General features: G+C 43.7%; 21 protein-coding genes and 1 pseudogene. 10 read left to right on the top strand and 12 right to left on the bottom strand.

The annotated features are described in order from the left end of the window. Positions 1 to 174: 174 nt before the first annotated feature. The gene (locus LW728_RS03505) at positions 175 to 1326 is read right to left on the bottom strand and encodes a type I restriction endonuclease (protein WP_287669185.1); all 1152 of its coding nucleotides are present in this window, start codon (positions 1324 to 1326) and stop codon (positions 175 to 177) included. A gap of 199 nt (positions 1327 to 1525) precedes the next feature. Between LW728_RS03505 and LW728_RS03500 the strand changes: the two genes are divergently transcribed. Beyond that, the gene (locus tag LW728_RS03500) at positions 1526 to 1975 is read left to right on the top strand and encodes a DUF29 domain-containing protein (RefSeq protein WP_002800591.1); all 450 of its coding nucleotides are present in this window, start codon (positions 1526 to 1528) and stop codon (positions 1973 to 1975) included. A 12-nt stretch (positions 1976 to 1987) separates the two neighbouring features. Continuing rightward, positions 1988 to 2737: an amino acid ABC transporter ATP-binding protein gene (locus LW728_RS03495; RefSeq protein ID WP_002762440.1), complete on the top strand. Its 750-nt coding sequence runs from the start codon at positions 1988 to 1990 to the stop codon at positions 2735 to 2737. A gap of 18 nt (positions 2738 to 2755) precedes the next feature. Here LW728_RS03495 and LW728_RS03490 read toward each other — a convergent pair whose 3' ends face one another. The 4 genes from LW728_RS03490 to LW728_RS03475 all read right to left on the bottom strand — a co-directional run bounded on the left by LW728_RS03490 (position 2756) and on the right by LW728_RS03475 (position 10423). After that, positions 2756 to 4321 carry a cation:proton antiporter gene (locus LW728_RS03490; RefSeq protein WP_287669190.1) on the bottom strand — a complete coding sequence of 522 codons (1566 nt, stop codon included), beginning with the start codon at positions 4319 to 4321 and terminating at the stop codon, positions 2756 to 2758. Positions 4322 to 4480: 159 nt separating this feature from the next. Continuing rightward, positions 4481 to 7783, bottom strand: a complete 3303-nt coding sequence (locus LW728_RS03485; RefSeq protein WP_287765204.1) for an efflux RND transporter permease subunit — start codon at positions 7781 to 7783, stop codon at positions 4481 to 4483. Positions 7784 to 7789: 6 nt separating this feature from the next. Next, positions 7790 to 8989, bottom strand: a complete 1200-nt coding sequence (locus tag LW728_RS03480; protein WP_287765201.1) for a proton extrusion protein PcxA — start codon at positions 8987 to 8989, stop codon at positions 7790 to 7792. Between the two features lie 300 nt (positions 8990 to 9289). Beyond that, the gene (locus tag LW728_RS03475) at positions 9290 to 10423 is read right to left on the bottom strand and encodes a glycosyltransferase (protein WP_287669197.1); all 1134 of its coding nucleotides are present in this window, start codon (positions 10421 to 10423) and stop codon (positions 9290 to 9292) included. Positions 10424 to 10716: 293 nt separating this feature from the next. Here LW728_RS03475 and LW728_RS03470 point away from each other — a divergent pair, with 293 nt between their 5' ends. The 3 genes from LW728_RS03470 to nblS all read left to right on the top strand — a co-directional run bounded on the left by LW728_RS03470 (position 10717) and on the right by nblS (position 13425). Continuing rightward, complete coding sequence (locus LW728_RS03470; protein WP_002800600.1) at positions 10717 to 10896, top strand: hypothetical protein; 180 nt, start codon at positions 10717 to 10719, stop codon at positions 10894 to 10896. A gap of 75 nt (positions 10897 to 10971) precedes the next feature. Beyond that, the gene (locus LW728_RS03465; protein ID WP_002800601.1) at positions 10972 to 11319 is read left to right on the top strand and encodes a DUF4359 domain-containing protein; all 348 of its coding nucleotides are present in this window, start codon (positions 10972 to 10974) and stop codon (positions 11317 to 11319) included. 114 nt (positions 11320 to 11433) lie between these two features. After that, positions 11434 to 13425, top strand: a complete 1992-nt coding sequence (nblS, locus tag LW728_RS03460) for a two-component system sensor histidine kinase NblS (RefSeq protein ID WP_287662522.1) — start codon at positions 11434 to 11436, stop codon at positions 13423 to 13425. On the opposite strand, the gene LW728_RS03455 is transcribed toward nblS, so the two are convergent. Further along, positions 13406 to 13765, bottom strand: a complete 360-nt coding sequence (locus LW728_RS03455; RefSeq protein ID WP_002800603.1) for a hypothetical protein — start codon at positions 13763 to 13765, stop codon at positions 13406 to 13408. The genes nblS and LW728_RS03455 overlap by 20 nt on opposite strands. Before the next feature lie 77 nt (positions 13766 to 13842). Further along, positions 13843 to 14250, bottom strand: coding sequence for a hypothetical protein (locus LW728_RS03450; RefSeq protein WP_287765198.1), 408 nt, complete (start codon positions 14248 to 14250; stop codon positions 13843 to 13845). A 44-nt stretch (positions 14251 to 14294) separates the two neighbouring features. On the opposite strand from LW728_RS03450, the gene LW728_RS03445 reads away from it, so the two are divergent. The 3 genes from LW728_RS03445 to folE all read left to right on the top strand — a co-directional run bounded on the left by LW728_RS03445 (position 14295) and on the right by folE (position 17022). Continuing rightward, positions 14295 to 15200, top strand: coding sequence for a hypothetical protein (locus LW728_RS03445; RefSeq protein WP_002800605.1), 906 nt, complete (start codon positions 14295 to 14297; stop codon positions 15198 to 15200). A gap of 345 nt (positions 15201 to 15545) precedes the next feature. Next, positions 15546 to 16274, top strand: coding sequence for an SDR family oxidoreductase (locus LW728_RS03440; RefSeq protein ID WP_287765196.1), 729 nt, complete (start codon positions 15546 to 15548; stop codon positions 16272 to 16274). Between the two features lie 49 nt (positions 16275 to 16323). Further along, positions 16324 to 17022, top strand: coding sequence for a GTP cyclohydrolase I FolE (gene folE, locus LW728_RS03435; RefSeq protein ID WP_002800609.1), 699 nt, complete (start codon positions 16324 to 16326; stop codon positions 17020 to 17022). 56 nt (positions 17023 to 17078) lie between these two features. Here the strand turns inward: folE and LW728_RS03430 are convergent, their stop codons facing one another. Further along, positions 17079 to 17717 (bottom strand): phosphoribosylanthranilate isomerase, encoded by a 639-nt coding sequence (locus LW728_RS03430; RefSeq protein WP_287765194.1) that lies wholly within the window; start codon positions 17715 to 17717, stop codon positions 17079 to 17081. Positions 17718 to 17837: 120 nt separating this feature from the next. Here LW728_RS03430 and psaK point away from each other — a divergent pair, with 120 nt between their 5' ends. Together psaK and LW728_RS03420 are read left to right on the top strand one after the other, a co-directional pair. Further along, a complete protein-coding gene (gene psaK, locus LW728_RS03425) occupies positions 17838 to 18104 on the top strand; it encodes a photosystem I reaction center subunit PsaK (RefSeq protein ID WP_002756861.1) in 267 nt (88 codons plus the stop codon). A 386-nt stretch (positions 18105 to 18490) separates the two neighbouring features. Then, positions 18491 to 18604, top strand: coding sequence for a hypothetical protein (locus LW728_RS03420; RefSeq protein ID WP_002800612.1), 114 nt, complete (start codon positions 18491 to 18493; stop codon positions 18602 to 18604). A 60-nt stretch (positions 18605 to 18664) separates the two neighbouring features. Here the strand turns inward: LW728_RS03420 and LW728_RS03415 are convergent, their stop codons facing one another. From LW728_RS03415 to LW728_RS03400, 4 genes and pseudogenes are all read right to left on the bottom strand, one after another. After that, complete coding sequence (locus LW728_RS03415; RefSeq protein WP_002773465.1) at positions 18665 to 18943, bottom strand: type II toxin-antitoxin system RelE family toxin; 279 nt, start codon at positions 18941 to 18943, stop codon at positions 18665 to 18667. Next, on the bottom strand, positions 18924 to 19151 hold the full coding sequence (locus LW728_RS03410; protein WP_002756856.1) for a hypothetical protein: 228 nt from the start codon (positions 19149 to 19151) through the stop codon (positions 18924 to 18926). The genes LW728_RS03415 and LW728_RS03410 overlap by 20 nt, the downstream gene beginning before the upstream one ends. A 280-nt stretch (positions 19152 to 19431) precedes the next feature. Then, on the bottom strand, positions 19432 to 19959 hold the full coding sequence (locus LW728_RS03405) for a DUF3011 domain-containing protein (protein ID WP_002800616.1): 528 nt from the start codon (positions 19957 to 19959) through the stop codon (positions 19432 to 19434). Between the two features lie 146 nt (positions 19960 to 20105). Next, a pseudogene (locus LW728_RS03400) lies at positions 20106 to 20250 on the bottom strand (photosystem II protein D2); the annotation flags it as partial.

Below are 20250 nucleotides of genomic sequence, written 5' to 3'. Positions count from 1 at the left end.
CGTAACTTCCTATACCTAGATAAAATTTTACAACGATAATCAGCGATTACTAAAAATTATATCATTAAAAACCCCTATCGGTCGTTAAAGAGATAGGGGCTAATTATTTTAGATATAGTCATTTCAATTAAGATTGAGAATATCAATCCGAGATTTCATAAGGGTTTTGTCGGCCTAGACTGTATCAGACTTATCTGAAATGACTATACTTTCCGTTTTTTCTGACTTGCTTTTATAAATATCTTGAGTCAGATAGCGGATACGAGATTTCAGAAATTCAGCGACTCCATAAATTTCATCAAGACTGTCTATATTGGTGGTTGCTTCTTTGCCAGTTTCGACGTTATCGGGAATACTGATTGATTTCTTGCCAGTTTTTTCATTGAAGCGCAGACGACAGACTGTTTTGGTTACTTTTCCATCTAAGTTGATACCAAAATAACTTCTAGTGTCTTTGAATTGAATGCGTGCGGTATTGATTTCTTCCCGTAGAATTGATTTAATAATGTAAAATCCTTCCAATTCTTCGGGGGTCGTATTAATTTTATCTTCCCCTGTTTCTTCTGGTGGAGTATCTTCTAATGCTGGTGTATCAGGAGGATTTGGTTCAGGTTCTTTTCCTAAAACTTCCTCAAATTTTTCTTTGATGATATCATTGATATACTCTTTGAGAGAACGCTTAATAATTTCTTTGAATTTTTCGACAACCGATGCAGTTCTCACCCCAGAATACACATGACTAACAAAAAACTTAACAAATTCGGGGGAAGGATCATTTAATTGCTGGGCAATCACTTTTTTAACTTCTTTTGTGTGCAATAAATTGCGAGCAACCTCTTCTAGTTCGTCAGAATTAAAGCTAGATTTAGAAAATCGTTTTAATTCGTTAACAGAAGAGTCGTCAAAGTCGAGAATGTTAAACTCAAAAAATGGCTTATCGTCCATGATATTATCCTTGACGATATCCGTATAAAACCGATAGATAATCCCATTAGTTAAAACTCCAAAGTTAGCTCCAGTTGCGTTAAAATATCGATGCAGTTGGGAACTATGTTTAGGATGCTCAAGATTTTGATGACAGCTTTTACATTCCATCAAAATAATCGGTTGATTGTCCAAACAAATAGCATAATCTACTTTTTCCCCTTTTAATCCAGTTAAATCTGCACTATATTCGGGGTGAACTTCCATGGGATTGAATACATCGTAACCCCATGCTTGCAAAAAAGGCATAATAAAAGCTGTTTTGGTTGCCTGTTCGTTTTGGATTTGAGAACGAGAGGTTTCAACTTTTTGAGCAATTGCTTTGAGTTTATCGATCTCCATGATAGCCTCATTATCTAGGATGTGTGGGTTCTCAGCCTAACCATAATTTAACCTTTTTTTTACCTCATGGTCAAGCATTTTTTACTGTCATCATTATTAATTCACAAATATTTACACTAATCCCGTACCGTTCATATCTTTTGTGCTATCATTCCTAGGAACGGGTTATTTTTCTTCTGTCCCCATTTAATCAAGGACAATGCTTGCTTTAGAACAGCTTTATGAACGGGAGTATGATCGCTGGTTAAGCGAGACGATCGAGTTATTAAAAAATCGTCAGTTAGATCAGTTAGATTACGAACATTTAATCGAGGAGTTGGCAGCTTTGGGACGAAGCGAAAAAACTGCTGTTAAAAGTTTAAGTTTACAAATAATAATCCATCTGTTACTCTATCAATTTTGGACAACAGAAAGAGAAAGAAATAGTAATCATTGGGCGGCAGACATTATCACTTTTCGAGTACAATTAGAAGATAAGCTCACCACCAATTTAAGCAAATTTCTAGAACTAGAGTTAGAGAATATCTATGAAAACGCTCGCTTAATTGCCGAAAAAAAGACAGGATTAAAAAATTTACCGATAATTTGTCCCTACTCTCTGAGACAAATTCTTGAGAAACAGTGGTTTCCCGATACAGATAATCAATAAACTCTCAAAAATATGGACTCTCACAACAGTGAACCGATTATAATTGCCGAAGCGGTGGAAAAATGGTATGATAACCGCTTTCATGCTTTGCGGGGAGTCAATCTCACCGTTAATAAACAGGAAGTTGTCGTGATTATGGGACCGTCCGGTTCAGGAAAATCCACCTTTATTCGCACTTTTAACGGGTTGGAATCCTATCAAAAAGGCCGCATTATTATTGACGGAATAACTGTGTCTCACAACCTCAAAAATATCGAGGCAATCCGTCAGGAAGTTGGCATGGTTTTTCAACAATTTAACCTCTTTCCCCATCTGACGGTATTAGATAATGTCACCCTCGGTCCGATGTGGGTGCGCGGTTGGAAAAAAGCGCAAGCGGAGGAAATAGCGAGAAAACTCCTCGAAAAAGTTGGTATTCTCGAACAAGCGCTTAAATATCCCCCTCAGTTATCGGGAGGACAACAGCAGCGGGTGGCGATCGTTCGCGCTTTGGCCATGCAGCCGAAGGTGATGTTATTCGATGAACCCACCTCAGCTTTAGACCCAGAAATGGTGCGAGAAGTCTTGGAAACGATGCAAAGTTTAGCCAAATCGGGGATGACCATGGTTTGTGTCACCCACGAGGTAGGATTCGCGCGAGAAGTGGCCGATCGAGTGGTATTTATGGATCAGGGTTTAATTTTGGAAATTGCCCCCCCAGCAGAATTTTTTAATCATCCCCAATCCGATCGAACTCAGCAATTTTTAGCAAAAATTCTTTGATTTTCCATGACTTGATCATTAAACCCTCTCTTTTTCTTCTTCTACCTCCACTAAAAGGGGAACGAGATTTTCATTTAAACGACCGGCTCGAATTAATTCTGCGTAGGTATTAGCTTCGATATCGAGTAAAGTATCTTGAAATTGTTCGGCCACCACATCTTTTAATTGTGGATGTTCCTGTAGTAATTTTTGCAACTGATCCCGCAAGGACTTTAATTGTCCTTCCACCAGAGTTTTTTTATAGCGATAAAATTCGGGATCGATATCGGGAAAACGTTCTGGTTGTTGCAGATAATTAGACACCCTAGTTAAAGCAATTTGACGAGCAATTAGGGCCGAATATTCGGCGCGAATCGGTTGATCACCGATAAGATTGAGGGCATTTAACAGCCATTGTATAGATAATCCTTGCACCAATAAAGTAAATAAAACCACCCCAAAAACCACGTCAATAATTTCTTGACGGTAGGGGATAGCCGTGGGAACACTTAACGCTAGGGCGATCGAAACCGAACCGCGCAATCCTCCCCACCATAACACCGTTCTTTCCTTGAAATTGATGTTATTGCCCGTAATTAGGTTACTAATTGCCCCTAGTCCAAAAATTGAGAACAGACGGGAAACCACCATAGCAGCGATCGCTATTAAAATCCCGGTTAAGTGACTACCAAGACTCTCAAAACGAGTTTGATCGCCGATCAGTAAAAAGATGATGGAATTGACAAAAAAGGCGATAAATTCCCAAAATTCGCTAACTACCAGGCGCGTGCGGGGACTCATACCAATGCGCGAACCGAGATTACCGAGAATAATCCCGACAATTACCACCCCAATCACACCGGATCCGCCTAATTTTTCCGTGACGAGATAGGTTCCGTATGCAGAAACTAGGGTGAGAGACTGTTCCACGAAAGGCAGATCGAAGCGTTGGGTAAGGTAGGAAATGCCGAAACCGATCACGCAACCCACACCGATGCCAATCCCCACAAAGGTGCAGAAACGAGCGATCGTGACGGGTACGGAAAAGGTATCGACTCCCAAGGGAATCCCCACCAAGAGGACGAAAGCCACCACAGCGACCCCATCATTAAAGAGACTTTCCCCTTCCATCAGGATCGTCAGTTTTTTACTGGCCCCCAATTCTTTAAATAGGGCAATTACAGAGACGGGATCGGTGGCAGCTAGGGCAGCCCCCAAGAGAAAAGCGATCGATAGGGGTAAATTGGCAAAAATATGTAGGGGATAGGCAACCCCCAAAACGGAGATAATCACCCCGATAACGGCAAAAAGGACGATAGTAACCCAATATTCCTTTAATTTAGCCCAAGGAATATTCCAAGCGGCTTCAAAAAGGAGGGGAGGCAGAAAAATTTCCAGAATTAATTCCGGGGAAAGATTGACCAAACGCAAATCTAAAAAAGCTAAACCCATACCGACAATAACTAACAGCAGGGTGTAGGGAATTTTGCGGAGGAAGGCAACGGTTCTCGATAAAGTGGCGACACTCAAGGAAATGGTCAAAACTAGCAGGAATTGCTCTAAATTATGAGCGATCGCCTCGTTAGCAGTAGATTCTAGACTCATTATTTTCAGTTATCAGATATGGGAATTATGAATTATGAATTATGAATTATGAATTGGGGAGTGGGAAGAATAAATAAAAATAATCTCCTGACTACTGACTACTGACTACTGACGACCGACGACCGACGACCGAACACCTAACCCCCAAAATCCAACACCCTAGTCATTCGGGGACTGAGGAGAGATTTTCAAAGAGGAAATGGCCCCTTCTTCTATCGGGGTTTCTGATGTATTTCTTTCCCCATCGAGAGAAGGGGTTTTTTTGCCGCCAGAACCGCCACTTTTCGGGGGTTTCGAGGAGAGGAATCGGGCCTCGAACTGTTTGATCAGCACATACAACACCGGGACGAGAAATAAACTCAACACCGTGGAAATCAGATAACCGCCTAAGATTGCAGTTCCCAGGGACCAACGACTCATCGCCCCGGCGCCGGAAGCGATAACCAAGGGCAAGAAACCGACTAAACCGGAAATAGCCGTCATCAGAATCGGTCTTAAGCGTTCCGTCGAGGCCCGGGCTGCCGCATCGGGAATACTTAAACCCAAAGTACGGGACTGGTTAGCGAATTCCACGATTAAAATCGCATTTTTAGCCGCTAAACCGATCAACATGACCAAAGCCACCTGAGCATAGATATTATTATTCACCGCCGGGAAGAGACTACCCACTTGTAGGAAATTCGCCCGCAACAGTAAGGCCCCCATGGCACCTAGGATCGCTAGGGGAACCGTAATCATGATGATAATCGGGTCAATGTAGCTTTCGTACTGGGCCGCAAGGACGAGGAAAACCACGATAAAGGCTAATCCGAAGATAACTGGGGCAGCCCCGGCGGAAGTTTTTTCTTGGAAAGCTGTACCCGTCCAAGCGTAACCGAAACCGGGCTGCAGGACTTTCCGACAAACATCTTCCATCACTGCGATCGCCTGTCCCGTACTAAAACCGGGGGCGGGACTACCCTGAACGTTAATCGAGGGATAGAGGTTAAAGTTAGTGATAATCGGTGGATAGGTGAAGCGTTTGACGCTAACTAAACCCGATAGGGGAATATTGGCCCCGGTACGGGAACGGACGTAAAGACGGTTAATATCTTCGGGATTAGAACGATAATCCGCTTCTGCTTGGGCAAAGACTCGATACAAGCGATCGCCTAAGACGAATTGGTTAACGAAGTTGGAACCGAGATAGGTTTGCAGGGTTCCGAAAACGGCCTGCATATCGACGTTTTGGGCCTGTAGCTGGTTGCGATTGATGGAAAGTTCCAGCATCGGCGTGTCGGTGGTAAATTGGGTGAAAATTCCCGATAATTCCGGTCTTGTTCGGGCCTCGGCCATGACTTTATTAGCGTTGGCAATCAAAGCGTCCATGGGGAAAGAAGCGCGGTTTTGGATAAATAACTCGAAACCGCCGGTAGAGCTTAATCCATCCACGGGGGGCGCATTAACGGCGAAAGCGCGAGCATCTGGGACTTTAGTGGCTAATTGCTGGTTAATTTTCCGCAGAACCCCGAAAACCGACTTATCTTCGCCGGGCCGTTCCGACCATTCTTTTAACTTGACAAAAAATAGCCCTTGGTTGCTACCACTTCCGGCAAAACTAAAGCCCGCCATACCGACAAAGTGTTCGATTTCTTCGATACCGTCGAGAATTTCTTCGTTAATCTGACGGATAACCTGATCGGTGTAGCGCAAGGAAACCCCGGCGGGTGCTTGCACCAAAACGAAGGCATAACCTTGGTCTTCTTCGGGGATAAAACCCTGGGGAGTGGTGCTATAACTCCAAGCTGTGAGAAAGAGGGCGGCGATAAAGAAGGGTAACACTAAAAAACGGATGCGGATCAGAAATTCGATCGAGCGTCGATAGCCCTCTTTAACTGCGTTGAAACCCCGATTAAAGCCCTCGAAAAACAGTCCCAAGGGTCCGCGGGTGCGTTGGGGCGCTTTCATGATAATCGCCGACATGGTGGGGGAAAAACTGAGGGCGTTAAAGGTGGAGATGATAATTGAAGCGGAGATGATGACGGCAAATTGTCGATAAACGATCCCCACCGTACCGGGGAAGAAGGTGACGGGAATAAAAACCGCTAATAGTACAAGAGAACTGGCGATAACCGCCGAGGTTAACTCGCCCATGGCATCAAGGGCAGCTTGAAATGGCCGCATTCCCTGCCGTAATTTTTCCGATACCGCCTCTACAATCACGATGCCGTCGTCCACCACTAAACCGGTGGCCAGAATGACGGCAAACAAGGAGAGGTTATTGAGAGAATAGCCTAAAGCCAGGGCGACGGCCATGGTTCCGATCAAAGATACGGGAATAGCGATCGCCGGAATGATCGTGGTGCGCCAATCCTGAAGGAAGATAAAAATGACGAGAATAACCAGTAAAATCGCCTCCACCAGAGTGCTAAAGGCTTCTTCCAGGGAAGCGGCGACAAAGGCGGTATTATCGAGGGTAATGGCGATATTTAACCCCGGGGGGAAACTCGGTTCTAGTTCCGCCATTTTTTCTTTCACCAGTTTGGCAGTATTCCAAGCGTTGGAACCGGGTAACTGATAGACGATATAGACGACGGCGGGGGATTTGTCGAAATAGGCGGCGGTACTGTAGCTTTCGGCTCCGATTTCTGCCCGTCCCACGTCTTTAATTCGGATTAAATCGCCATTTTCACCGACTTTGACGACGATATTTTCTGCTTCCTCCCCGGTGGCAACCCTACCAACGGCGCGAATGGCGATCTGGAATTGCTGCTCTTCGGGACTGGGATCACCGCCAATTGTCCCCGCACCCACCTGAATATTCTGTTCTCGGATCGCCTGTACTACTTGTTCCGCCGATACGCCCCTAGCGGCTAAAGCATCGGGATTAAGCCAAAAACGCAGGGCGTATTCCCTTTCCCCGATGATGGTTGTACTACCAACCCCCTCGATCCGGCGAATCTCGGCATCGATGACTCGATCAACAAAGTTACTTAAAAAGACTGTATCGTAGGGATAATTGCCCTTTTCGTCCGGTTTGGCGGAAATCCCGTAGGCAAGGGTAACGCTGGGGGATTGGGTATTGGTTGTCACCCCCTGCCGGTTCACTTCTTCAGGTAAACTAGCGGCGGCGGTACTGACACGGTTTTGTACCAAGACTTGGGCAATGTTACGATCCATTTCCACCGGGAAAAAGACATTCACCGTACTTTGTCCGGTGTTGGTACTCTGGGACTGCATATAAACAATCTGTTCTGTCCCGTTAATCTGGCGATCGAGTACCGTGGTAACGTTATCCTGTACGGTTTTGGCATCGGTTCCCAAATAGTTGGCATTTACCGCCACCTGAATAAATGCCAACTGGGGCAGTTTTTCTAGGGGTAAAAAGGGAACAGCGATCGCTCCGATCAAAACGATTAAAATCGAGCAAACTGTGGTCAGAACGGGTCTTTTAATGAAAGTATCGGCAATACTGAGGATCATAGGGCGTTACTGGTTCATCTTTTCTAGGATAGTTGCGGCGGTGGGAGATTTACGAGTCAGATAATTAAATATTAATAGTTTAAAGATGGTATCTAGGATAACGGGAACAGTGGCCACAAACAAGCTAATGAATGTAATATTCTCGCGCCAACCAAAGTGCCGGAACAAAGTTTCTAAGATTACCGTCCAACCCTCCGCCGAGTGAAACCCGACAAATATATCGGTAAAGAGAATAAAGATAAAGGCTTTGGTGATATCATTTAAGCTGAGAAAATAACGACTAAGATAGGCTCGCGTAATTGCCAATTGTTGACGACCAAAAATTAAGATCGCGATAAAGGCTATTACTCCAGTAATATCGGAGAGCAAGTTTTTCCAACCATCTTGACTTTCATAACCCGCTTCTCTGAATAATTCTTGCACCTGTTCCCGAAAGGTTTCTTCTGATTCATGTCCTACTTTTGCTACTCCTAAAACGTGCTTGATTTCTTGTATTTCTTGAAGTCTAGCAAATTCCCTGAGATATTTTTCACCAATTTCCTGAGAAATATAAACTTCTGATATTTTCGCTCTATCCACACCAAAATAGTTTAAGACAGGGCTAAAAACGAAGTTTTTACTAATAAACTGCACCGAGAGAGGAACTAAAATAATAATCAGGATAAAACGGATAGCAATCCGTTGTTGTTGTCGCAGGGTACGGAGTTGTTTAATAACGGTTTGTTCGTATTCGGGGGTTAATTCTTGCTGGAAGTTAAAAAATTTATTACTGGTTGCAGGAGAAATTATCTGGTTATCTTTATCCCTGGGTTTATCACTGGTGAGATTGGCATTAGGCAGATTTGGGGTTTGATTATTCGGTAATGGGGGCAGCAATTCCCCTAAATCTAGGCGATATTTACCGATAATATCCTCGATCGCCTTTAAAGTCTCTAGGATGTTATTATTTTCTGGGTTAGTTTGCGGATTGATAAAATTACCCAGACGCACTTGAGTTAAATCGAAACGTATCTGTAATAATTCTCGCTCTAGGGTACTTTGAAAGTAATCATAAACACTTTTTCCTCCCACGGCAGCCGGGGAAATTTTTTGTCCCCCAAAATGTTTATCTTCGATCGCTTTAATTTTCAGCGCTCTCTGATAAGCTGATTCTAAGGCCACTAAAGAGCGTCTTTCTACCCATTGATTAACTCGATTCCAAGGCACGGCTATAATCCTCGCTTTTCTGTCATCACAATCACCACGGTAAGCTATCAGCGTTGGCTAGATCTCCACGTTAGAGAAATATCCATAATATTACATTTTGAGCGCAGGTGATGCACTCCCACCATTGAGGAAATACAACGTTTCTCATCAAAATATTGTAGGGGCGAATTGCATTCGCCCTCTTTTACAGCGTTTCTCATCAAAATATTGTATAACCTAATTTTTTATCAACGATCGATGACCGACTCCCTAAAACGAAAACTTCCTAGCTCACCATTAGGATAACTGCTCTAATTAAAGTTAGCAATAATTTTTAGATATTGAATGTTCCTCGACAAATAAACTATAGTTACTTTGAAAGATTTCAGGAGTAAATCTATTAGCCTGTTGCCGACAATTTTCTGGGTCAATTTTATCCGCATGATCGACAAAATATTTAACCGCTTCCTGCAAGGATTGGGGATTTTGTTCCCCAAAAAGTAATCCTGTTCCCTGGGGAGAATTTTCCCGCAGATCTCGCACGGTTTCTAAAGCACCTCCGGCAGCAAATCCAATCACGGGAGTACCACAAGCTTGCGCTTCCACTAAAGCAATACCAAAATCCTCACAAGCAGCATAAATAAACGCTTTTGCTTTCGACATATATTCTGCTACCATTTGATCGGATACTGCCCCTAAAATCTGAATATTATCCTTGGCTAACTGTCGAATTAAAGCCATTTGTGGACCATCTCCAATAACCACTAGGGGTAATCCCAATTGATTAAACGCTTCCACAATTAAAGGGACTTTTTTATAACTAACCAAACGAGAGACTACTAAATAAAAATCTTCTTTTTTCTCTTGGTAGGGAAAACGCTCGATTTGTACGGGAGGATAAATAACTTTTGCCTCCCGTCGATAACAGCGCCAAATTCGTCTAGCGGTGTGGTGGGAATTAGCCAGAAAATAGTCCACACGATTAGCAGAAATCACATCCCACTGACGCAACCCATGCAAGAGATAACGGGTGAAAATACCGGGTAATCCCTGTCCTAACTTACTATTAGCCAGATAGTCAAAAGTTAAATCCCAAGCATAACGCATCGGAGTGTGACAATAACAAATGTGCACCTGATCCGGTCGAATTAACACCCCTTTAGCCACACAATGGGAGGAGGATAAAATCACATCATAATCCTCTAAATTTAACTGCTCGATCGCCAGGGGAAGAAAAGGTAAGTATTTTTGTACGCCATTTCTCGCTTTCGGGAAGTTTTGCAGAAAAGTTGTCCCGATCGAGCGACCATAGAGATAACTATCGGGATTAGTGGACTCAAAATCGACCAAAGCGTATAAATCCGCCTCTAGACATTGTAAAATCTCCTTAACCACTAATTCCGATCCCCCCGTCGCCTTTGGGGTTAACCACTCGTGAACCAGAGCATACTTCATAGGATAATCAATAATATCAGCCGTAATTATAGCAGTAAGGGATCGGCAGTTTAAGAGTTCATTTTCTGGTTTTCTCTTCCCCAAAATTACCGACACATATCCGATCACGGTAAAAAACCCTAGAAAGAAATTATTAAATTTTTCAAGAAAAATTGCAAAGTTTAGTAAAAATTACTAGCCAGATCAGATTAGCGACTCCATAATGGGGATCAAGGAAAAAATAGGCTTAAACCGATTGGGATCAAGAAAAACTAGCTTTATATACAAAAGATAACTAATTAACGAGGTTTGCTATGATCACCCTGCAACAAGTACGCTGTCCTAATTGTGGAAATTTTGCCGAAAGACAGCATATTTTAGAACACCATCTCGTTAGCACCGCCTGTTCTCACTGCGATTATCTGTTAATTAGTTGCAGTCTCACGGGAAATGTACTAGAGTGCTATGCACCCGGTATTGGTTTAAGAAATTAACACTGCCCCCTAGCCGGATCGAAAATGTCTTGTCAAAATAGAGTGGAGAAGACAAAATCAAGGAGCTAAGTAGCTATGGGGGGTAATTTCTTCAAGGGAGCGATCGCATTGGGGGTGGTAGCGGGGATTATGGGATTTACCAATCCACCCCAAGAACTTTACAGCGAATACGCCTCGGAAAAACTTCTCGCTCATGCCGACAAAATCGCTTGCGAAAAAATCAGTCTCTGTGACTCGATCGATTCTTTACCAGTGGCAGCCAGAAATGTGATCAAAAATCAAATCTTAAAACCAGCGATCGAAACCTCTAGTCAACGGCAAAATTTAGGTGTGTTCAGCATTTACACCACAGAGGTACCGGGGGTAGCTAAAATTAGAACTCTTGGCGCTTTTGGACATTTCTTGACTTTCTCGGAGACTTAGGTGAGATTACTGCCAGCTTAACCGCTACCAGCTTAATAATGAGTTAAGATGATCGTGTTAACCCGCGATTTGAGCGATAGACTCCTCAAGAACACCGATTAATCCTCCCTAACCGTGTTTAATTTTCTGCCCATTCTCCGAGAAGCGATCGCCCGTTGGTGGTCTGAATTCACCCTCCAAACTAAATTAATGGCCGCGGCTACTTTAGCCGTTTCTTTGTTGATGAGTGGTTTAACCTTTTGGGCGGTTAACACGATCCAGCAGGATGTCCGTCTCAATGATACCCGTTTTGGCCGGGATTTAGGGCTGTTATTAGCCGCTAATGTCTCCCCTCTGATTGCTGAGGACAATTTAACCGATTTAGCCCGTTTTTCAGCCCGTTTTTATAGTAGTACCTCCAGTGTGCGTTATTTGATCTACGCTAACGAGGAGGGTGAAATATTTTTCGGTATTCCCTATTCTACCGCCGAAGTTAAGAACTCCCTGACGATCGAGCGTCGCATTCAATTACCGGAAAATTATGGCGAAAATGGGGAAACTCCCCTCATCCGTCAGCATAAAACCCCCGACGGTGAAGTAACCGATGTCTTTGTTCCCTTAAATCATGAGGGCAAATATTTGGGAGTATTAGCGATCGGGATCAATCCTAACGCTATTGTGGTGGCTTCTTCTAATCTAACCCGTGATGTGACTATTGCCGTTTTTGTCTCGATCTGGGCTATGGTGATTCTCGGGGCGGTTTTTAATGCTTTAACTATCACCAAACCGATCAAGGAGTTATTAGTCGGGGTCAAAAATATTGCAGCGGGAAATTTTAAGCAGCGCGTTGATTTACCCCTGGGAGGAGAGTTAGGAGAATTAATTCTCAGTTTTAATGAAATGGCGGAAAAGTTAGAACGATACGAAGAACAAAATATCGAAGAAATGACCGCCGAAAAAGCCAAATTAGATACGTTAATGTCCACTATTGCTGATGGAGCAATTCTCTTAGATACTAATTTTCAATTATTATTAATTAATCCCGCAGCTCGGGAGATATTTGGCTGGGAAGATCGGGAAATTATCGGTCAAAATGTTCTACATCTTTTTCCTTCGGAGTTAACGGTTAGACTAACTAAACCTCTCTATCAAATTGCGGCAGGAGAAACCCTCCAGCCAGAAGAATCGGCTAATCAAAATCAGAAAAATGCTGTTACTGATCAGGAAAATAATAACTATTCCCCAGCAGAATTTAGATTATCTTTAACTAACCCGAAACCCCGGACAATTCGCCTTTTGTTAACTCAGGTATTCGATCAGCATCGGGAGAATGTCCGGGGAATTGCCATGACGCTACAGGATATCACTAGAGAAACAGAATTAAATGAGGCAAAAAGTCAATTTATCAGCAATGTTTCCCATGAGTTAAGAACCCCTTTATTTAACATCAAATCTTTTATTGAAACCCTGACAGAATTTGGTGAGGATCTCAGCGATACAGAAAAAAGAGAGTTTTTAGAAACCGCCAATCATGAAACCGATCGCTTAACTCGTTTAGTTAATGATGTTCTCGATCTTTCTCGGTTAGAATCCTCGCGTAACTATAACTTAGATGCGCTCGATATCGGACAATTAATCGAACAAACCCTAAGAACCTATCAACTCAATGCTAGGGATAAAGGACTAGAATTAAGCTCGGAAATTGAAGCCAATTTACTACCAATTTTAGGTCATTATGATCTACTTTTACAGGTATTAACTAATCTAGTCGGTAACTCCCTAAAATTTACTCCTGCCGGCGGTAAAGTGGTGATTCGTGCCTATAAAATAAGCAGAGATAATCCCCAAGAAACTCCCAAAATTCGCGTGGAAGTATCCGATACTGGTATTGGCATTGATGCCGAGGATCAAAGTGCCATATTTGATCGATTCTATCGGGTAGAAAATCGCGTTCATACTCTAGAAGGGACGGGATTAGGATTATCGATCGTCAAAAATATTATTGAAAAACACTATAGTCAAATTAATTTGATTAGTGAAGTGGGAATTGGCACAACTTTCTGGTTCGATCTAGATTTATATCAAGGCTTGATCGCCAGCAAGAAAATTAACGACGTGAGTTTATAAAAGCCAGGGCAATACTGCCCAAAATCAGGGTTAATAATAGCAATAATCCCTTATTCCTGAGACACCAATTTTTAAAAACCCTAGGGAGAGGGAGAGGAGGAATTTTTTCGGCTATTATTTGGCTATTTTTGTATAAAGTGCAGCTGGTAGCGTAGGGACGTTGGGGAAAATTACAGCTATCATCGCCATGGTAGAGACAAGTTTGACATAAAAACTCGCCCGTGACAGCTTGATGCAGGGTCATGCCGGGATGACCATAGGCCTTTAAAATATTAGCACAGTAGGGACATTGCAAGGCTTGACTATCGACCTTCTGCTGACAACGAGGACAGGTAATCATAATCGCTAAATTTTCCCTTTGAGGATTGTCATTGCTGATAATCATAGACTATAGCAAAACCCCCTGGCTTTTTCTGGTTATTTGACTAAATAGCTGCGCCATTGTGAGGCAACTTCTTCCAGTAAACGCCAAGTTTTACCCTCGATCTGTCTTTGTAAATAAAGATCAAAATTGTTGTGTTGTTTGGTATCTTTTTGATGGGGCAATCGCAGAGTTAGATCGTAATCCCCCTGCAAGTGATAAGCGGGTAACTTGCCCACATAAATCGGTTCCAGACTGGTGACATTAATTTTAGCAATTTTTACCTGCGGATCATCGATCTGTAAAGATTGACTAAGGCGATCGGATGTGTGACGAAATTGTAATAAAAGGGCTTTGGCGACGATTTCTCCGTCAGGGGCAAATTCTTGCGGGGGAGCGACACTACCACAAGCAGTCAGGAAGACAAGGAAAATACTGGTTAAAAAACCGAGAAAACGACGCATAGAATGATATTTTGAAAAAGAATGGCAGCGGGTTAAGAAAGATTATGACTCAACCAAACGAGCGAGAGAATTTCAGCCAAGCAGAAACGGTGATCCGACTACAAGAGGCGATCGAGCAGTTAAATTTGATCGTTTCCCAACTTAACACGGGAACGGGGACAGTGTTACCCCCAAAAGTTGCTGTTGATAATCTTCTTAACTCAACGCAACAGTTAGCCGCTGCTTTAAAACCAGACGAATTTGCAGGAGTTGAGCAAAGTTTAACCCCAGATTCTCCCATCGAAGCAGTCGAGGGAATCGACGATATTTTACCAGATTTCGAGCAGGTGGAAGGGTGGTGGACGGCAATTTTGAACAAAATTCGCCGACTTTTACCCGGGGGAATTAGCGAAAAAATTCCCGATTGGTTAATCACCGGTTTGTTAACAGGAAGTTTAGTCACTATCCTCTTAGTCGCCGTGATCAGTTTACCGAAAAATCCAGGGGAAATTGCCGAAAATATGCCTGAAGTTGTCTCTAGTCCCCCACCGGCAGCTAGGGAAATTATCGAAACTCCCCCAGAATTAACCGCACCAGAGGCACCGATTCCCGTCCCGATTACTAAAGCAAAACCCCGATTAACTCCCGAACAAAGTTTAGTCGCAGCCATTCAAGAGGAAATTACCGATTTAACTACTCGTTATCCCGCCGGGATTATTTCTACCGTAGAGGCAGATTTTTTGGCCAGTCGTCTAGTAGTTATTTTGGGCAATAATTGGTATAGCCTGGAGGCATCACAACAGGATAAATTGGCTAATTCGGTTTTTCAACGTTGCCAAAGTCTCGATTTTCGCCGCTTGGAAATGAAGGATAACGAGGGAATTCTCCTCGCTAGAAGTCCCGTTATCGGCGATCGAGTGGTGATTGTCAATCGCACTCAACCCAGTGCCGTCATCTCCTCTGGTGAGTAGTTTTGAGCGCCGGGAGAGGGAGTTTTCGACCAAGACAGCCTCAAGAATTCTCGCCCACCAGGCCGCTTTTTTCTCTCCCTGGTTAGATATCTATCTGAATATACACAAAGATTAGTGATCCCTGACTTAACAGTGCTATAATTGGCTAGGTAAAATTTTGTAACGATTCTTAATCTTGAACCTACTTGATAGTCAATGCTCCCCCCCGCCTGGGGTGGCCGCAGCAGTTTTGGTGCGAGAAAAATTGCTCCGATCCAACCCAACTCCCTTAAACTTTTCTAGGGTTCCCCTGACCGCCAAAATTTTGACCTAACTACCCAGAATTAAGAGACTTCAAACTATACCATGAACTCTGTTATTCGTCAACAGCGAGCGCTGATCACCGGAGCCGGCAGCGGCATCGGCAAAGAAACCGCCCTCGCTTTCGCCAAGGCGGGAATTAATCTGGTTTTAATCGGTCGTGATCGGCAAAAATTGGCAACCGTGGCGGGAATGGCGGCAGATTTAGGCGTATCAGCCCAAGCTTACCCCTTAGATTTGGCGGATATCCCGGAAGTAGCTCCTAGTATCGCTAAAATCGCCCAAGAATCCGGACCGATCGACATTCTGATCAATAATGCCGGCATGGGTTACACAAATCCCTTGGCCGAAACACCTTTGTCAGACTGGCAGCGGGTGATCGATCTGAATTTAACCAGCGTTTATCAGTGTGTGCAAGGAATTTTACCTGCCATGCGTCAACAGGGGGGAGGCATGATCGTTAATGTTTCCTCGATCGCCGCCGATAATTTTTTCCCCGATTGGGGGGCCTATAGTGTCAGCAAAGCGGGATTAGTGGCATTTTCTCGCATTTTAGCCCTCGAGGAGCGGGCTAACGCCATTCGCGTCACGATTATCACCCCCGGGGCTGTCAATACTCCCATCTGGGACAGCGATAGCGTCAAAGCAGATTTCGATCGCTCGGCCATGTTAACCCCGGATATCATCGCTCAGGCCATTCTGCAAGCGGTGTTACTGCCCAAACAGGCCGTAGTGGACACGATGACCATTATGCCCAGTGCGGGGGCATTATAACCCAAAATACTCCTATTTATCGATCAATTCGCCTACAGGCATCCTCATTATGACCATAGCTTCTTCTAACGGTTTAAACGGTAATCTAACCGACGCTATCCAAGCACGCGTAACCAGTCGCCCTGATCGCAACACCCACAATGGCAAAACCGCTCAAATTCATCCAACTTCCGACGAAAACAAAGAACAGATGATGGATGCGGTCAGAAATATCCTGATCTCGGTGGGGGAAGATCCCGAAAGAGAAGGTTTATTAAAAACCCCCAAACGGGTGGCCGAAGCGATGCAGTTTCTCACCCAAGGCTATCAACAATCCCTGGAAACCCTCGTTAATGGTGCGATCTTCGATGAAGGTCATAATGAGATGGTATTAGTGCGCGATATTGACTTCTTTAGTCTCTGTGAACATCATATGTTACCCTTCATGGGTCGGGCCCACGTTGCCTATATTCCTAACCAAAAGGTGGTCGGATTAAGTAAATTGGCCCGCATTGTGGAAATGTATTCCCGTCGTTTACAGGTGCAAGAGCGCCTCACCCGTCAGATTGCCGAAGCGATTCAAGAAATTCTCGACCCCCAAGGGGTTGCGGTAGTCATGGAAGCAACTCATATGTGCATGGTAATGCGCGGGGTGCAGAAACCGGGATCCTGGACTGTCACCAGCGCCATGTTAGGAGTCTTCCAAGACGAGCAGAAAACCCGCGAGGAGTATCTTAACCTGATCCGTCATAAACCCAATTTCTTCTAGTCAGGGAAATGGGGGAATTCAACTAAAACCCCAACACCCTAAAACCTTCTAACTGATCACTGATCACTGAATGTTTGCAGTCGCTCTAACAAGAGGGCGACTTTTTTGATGTCTTTATCACCAGGCGATCGCTCAACGCCGCTAGAGACATCAATACCCTGGGGGTGCAGCCGAGTTAAAGCTTCACTAATATTATCGGGGTTGAGTCCTCCGGCCAGAAACCAGGGCAAGGGGGGCGAAAAACTGGCTAAGGCTTGCCAGTCTAAGGTATGTCCCGTACCGCCGAGCAATTGGGGATGGTAGGCATCTAAAAGTAAAGTATCGACGCTATTGAAGTAAATTGCCGACTTTTCCCAACTTTCTCTGTCTTTGATCCGCAAAGCTTTGATAATTTCCCGGTCGGGTAATAATTGCCGCAACCTTTGGCAATATTCGGGAGATTCCTTACCATGTAACTGCACACTTGTCAAGGGGGTTTTAATAATTATTTGCTGAATAATTTCCGGTTGCTCGTCGGCAAAAACCCCGATAAAATCAATTTTGTCGGGTATTGCGGCGGTAATAGCGTTAATTTGCTCGATTTTGACGTAACGAGGCGAACTCGGTACGAGGATAAAACCTAAGGCCGTTGCTCCTAAATTGGCGATCGCTCGTCCTTGGTCCGGTTGGGTAATGCCGCAAATTTTAATTCGCATTTAATCTTATTCGCAAAACGTTACAAAAACTGTTAAGTATTCAAACAAAAAGCAGTTTCGGGTCAAGAGCTTTTTATAATGCCCTGTGGTTAACAAAATCTTATCAAGACTGGAGCGCAAATGATCCCTTCCGCCTTACTTTTAGCCACTGCTCAAACCATTCCCTGGAATTTATCCGTCGGCATTACCATGACGTTAGCTAACCTAGTAGCCTTCGTTATCGGTTATTTTGCTATCCAAAATACTGGGGCCGGCCCTGCTTTACCCTTGCCGCAGTTAGCCTCGAAAAAAAGCTTCGGTCTGCCGGAATTATTGGCTACCATGAGTTTTGGCCATATTCTCGGTGCGGGACTGGTTCTCGGTCTTTCTAATGCGGGTATTCTCTAATCAGTAATCAGTAATCAGTGACCGGTAATCCTCAGAGAGAGGAGCCAGTAGTCAGTAGTCAGTAGTCAGGAGAACTAAGTAGGGTCTGCTGAAAAAGTTTGTTGGTGGGGGCAGGGTGTGGGGTGTGGGGTGTGGGGTTTTACCGATTTTGAGGTAGTCAGTTACCTAATTTTCAGGGAAAAAGTACCTGAATTTTACCCCCGATCCCTCCAATGGCTGGCACTTTTTGAGGTCAAAAAAGTCCAAAAGTCTTATCCAACAAGGTTTCTAGATTTATTCAGCAGACCCTAAGTATAAAGATATTTTAGGCAACTTCATCCCTATTTTCCCATTTTTGAACTCTCAAAAGTTAATTATGTCAGAAGTCTAGTAATCGTCAAGATCGGGTGATTATTCTGGCTGCTGGCGAGAAAATTAAGAAAGCAGTGGCCCCAGTCGAAGCTGGAGACTTTGCTAACAAAGAAGAAGCAGTATTTGCTAAATTAACTCATGAAAGTTAGATGGCTGCGGAAAGAAGTATCGAAAATAATTGGTAAATCCGAACGTTGCTAATCGCTTAATTAATCGTAAATATTGCCTCTAAAGTTAATCTCATAAATAAAGATTTCGTCTGTCTCCTTGCCGATTTCAAAAATAACTCGCATTTTGCCAACACGAATTCTGGAGAATCCTTTTAACTCACCTTTAAGTTTTTTGATATCAAGTTCTTCAGGGGGATAAACGTTTTGAGTTTCAAGGCAGGTTTTGAGAATACCAATTTTAGTCAAAACAGATTTTCGGCTATTGGCATCTAGTTTCTCCAAAAATTTATTGGCTGATCTACTGATCCTGATCTTCACGATTAAACCAGCCTGTAATATCAACGAAGCCGTCGTCTTTGTAATCAACAGGATTAAAGGTTGCTTCTATGTCAGCTTGTTCTATATCATCAACATAGGGAATCAGCATCTCGAAGAATTTAAACCATTCTTCCCGCATAACTTCGCGGACGCTTTCCTTGATGATGGTTTTGAGCATTAGAGCATCTAAGGTGTTTGCCGGCTCCATATATTTTCCTCCAATCTACTTGAATTGTAGCAGCAGATCAAGAAAACGGGTTTCTTACAGCAGCTATCTTAAGGATTTTAGTTTTCTCAAGCCACTATTCGAGGCAAGTCAAGAGATTGGGAGAAATTCAGGTAATCTAAGGATAGGCGGTTAAAGTGCATCTTAGCTTACCTGATAACGTTCTTAAAATCTATCTTCGGCAAAAGTTACTCATTTTAGCTATCTAGCTATATAAATAAGTAACTTTACAAGGTTTTAGATAGAGTTTTGGTTTCTATATTTAACCCCGATCCTCACAAACAAAGTCCACTACTCGATCGATTTCTCGGGATGAGCGGATGCGACGACTACCGCTGCCGAGTTCGCCACCACGACAATTGGCCCACCAACGCTCGCGACTGCCATTAACGATCGCATCAAATTCTCTAATTCTGCCACTATCATAATAACTGCGGCGATCAACGACAAAACGACCGATATTGGGGAGGCGAAATTCTTCATAAACATTACCTTCCCAACCGCCACCAACATTACCGTGATGGTCGTCCATGCGTACCTCAAACTCGCCCCGACAACCATTTCTGACCACAATATTGCCGTTTTGGAAATCCCAATTACCCTCACAGGGAGCAGCGGAGCGAGTGCGGATTAATCTGACTTGGGCCCATCTAGCGTTCACGGGACAGCGAGTAGTGCGACCGCTTTGACTTTCACAATTAATTCTCATGGTTCTGGCCGCTGCTGGCTCGCTCCCTAGGGGATAAATTAGCAACAAACCGAGACTAGATAATAAAATTTGGCGAAACATTGTCTTAATCTCCAAGAAATTCTCTAGTTTATCCTACATGGGTATCCAGAAAATGAGTAGTAGTTGCCTGAGATGCGTTAATCAACAAAAAAGAAGGGTGATTTAACTTCACCCTTCCCCCTATTCGGTAAATTTTCTTGCCATCTTTAGAGAGCGTTACCGCGAGGTAATACTTCTTCAGGGAAGATAAAGTTTTCGTGGGGTTGGTCTTGGGGAGCCATCCAAGCTCTCAGACCTTCGTTAAGCAGAATATTTTTAGTGTAGAAGGTTTCAAATTCCGGGTCTTCCGCC

This window comes from Microcystis sp. 49638_E5 (genome assembly GCF_021300285.1).
Classification (GTDB): Bacteria; Cyanobacteriota; Cyanobacteriia; order Cyanobacteriales; family Microcystaceae; genus Microcystis; species Microcystis aeruginosa_C.
This window is presented reverse-complemented; position numbering and strand designations above follow the sequence as displayed.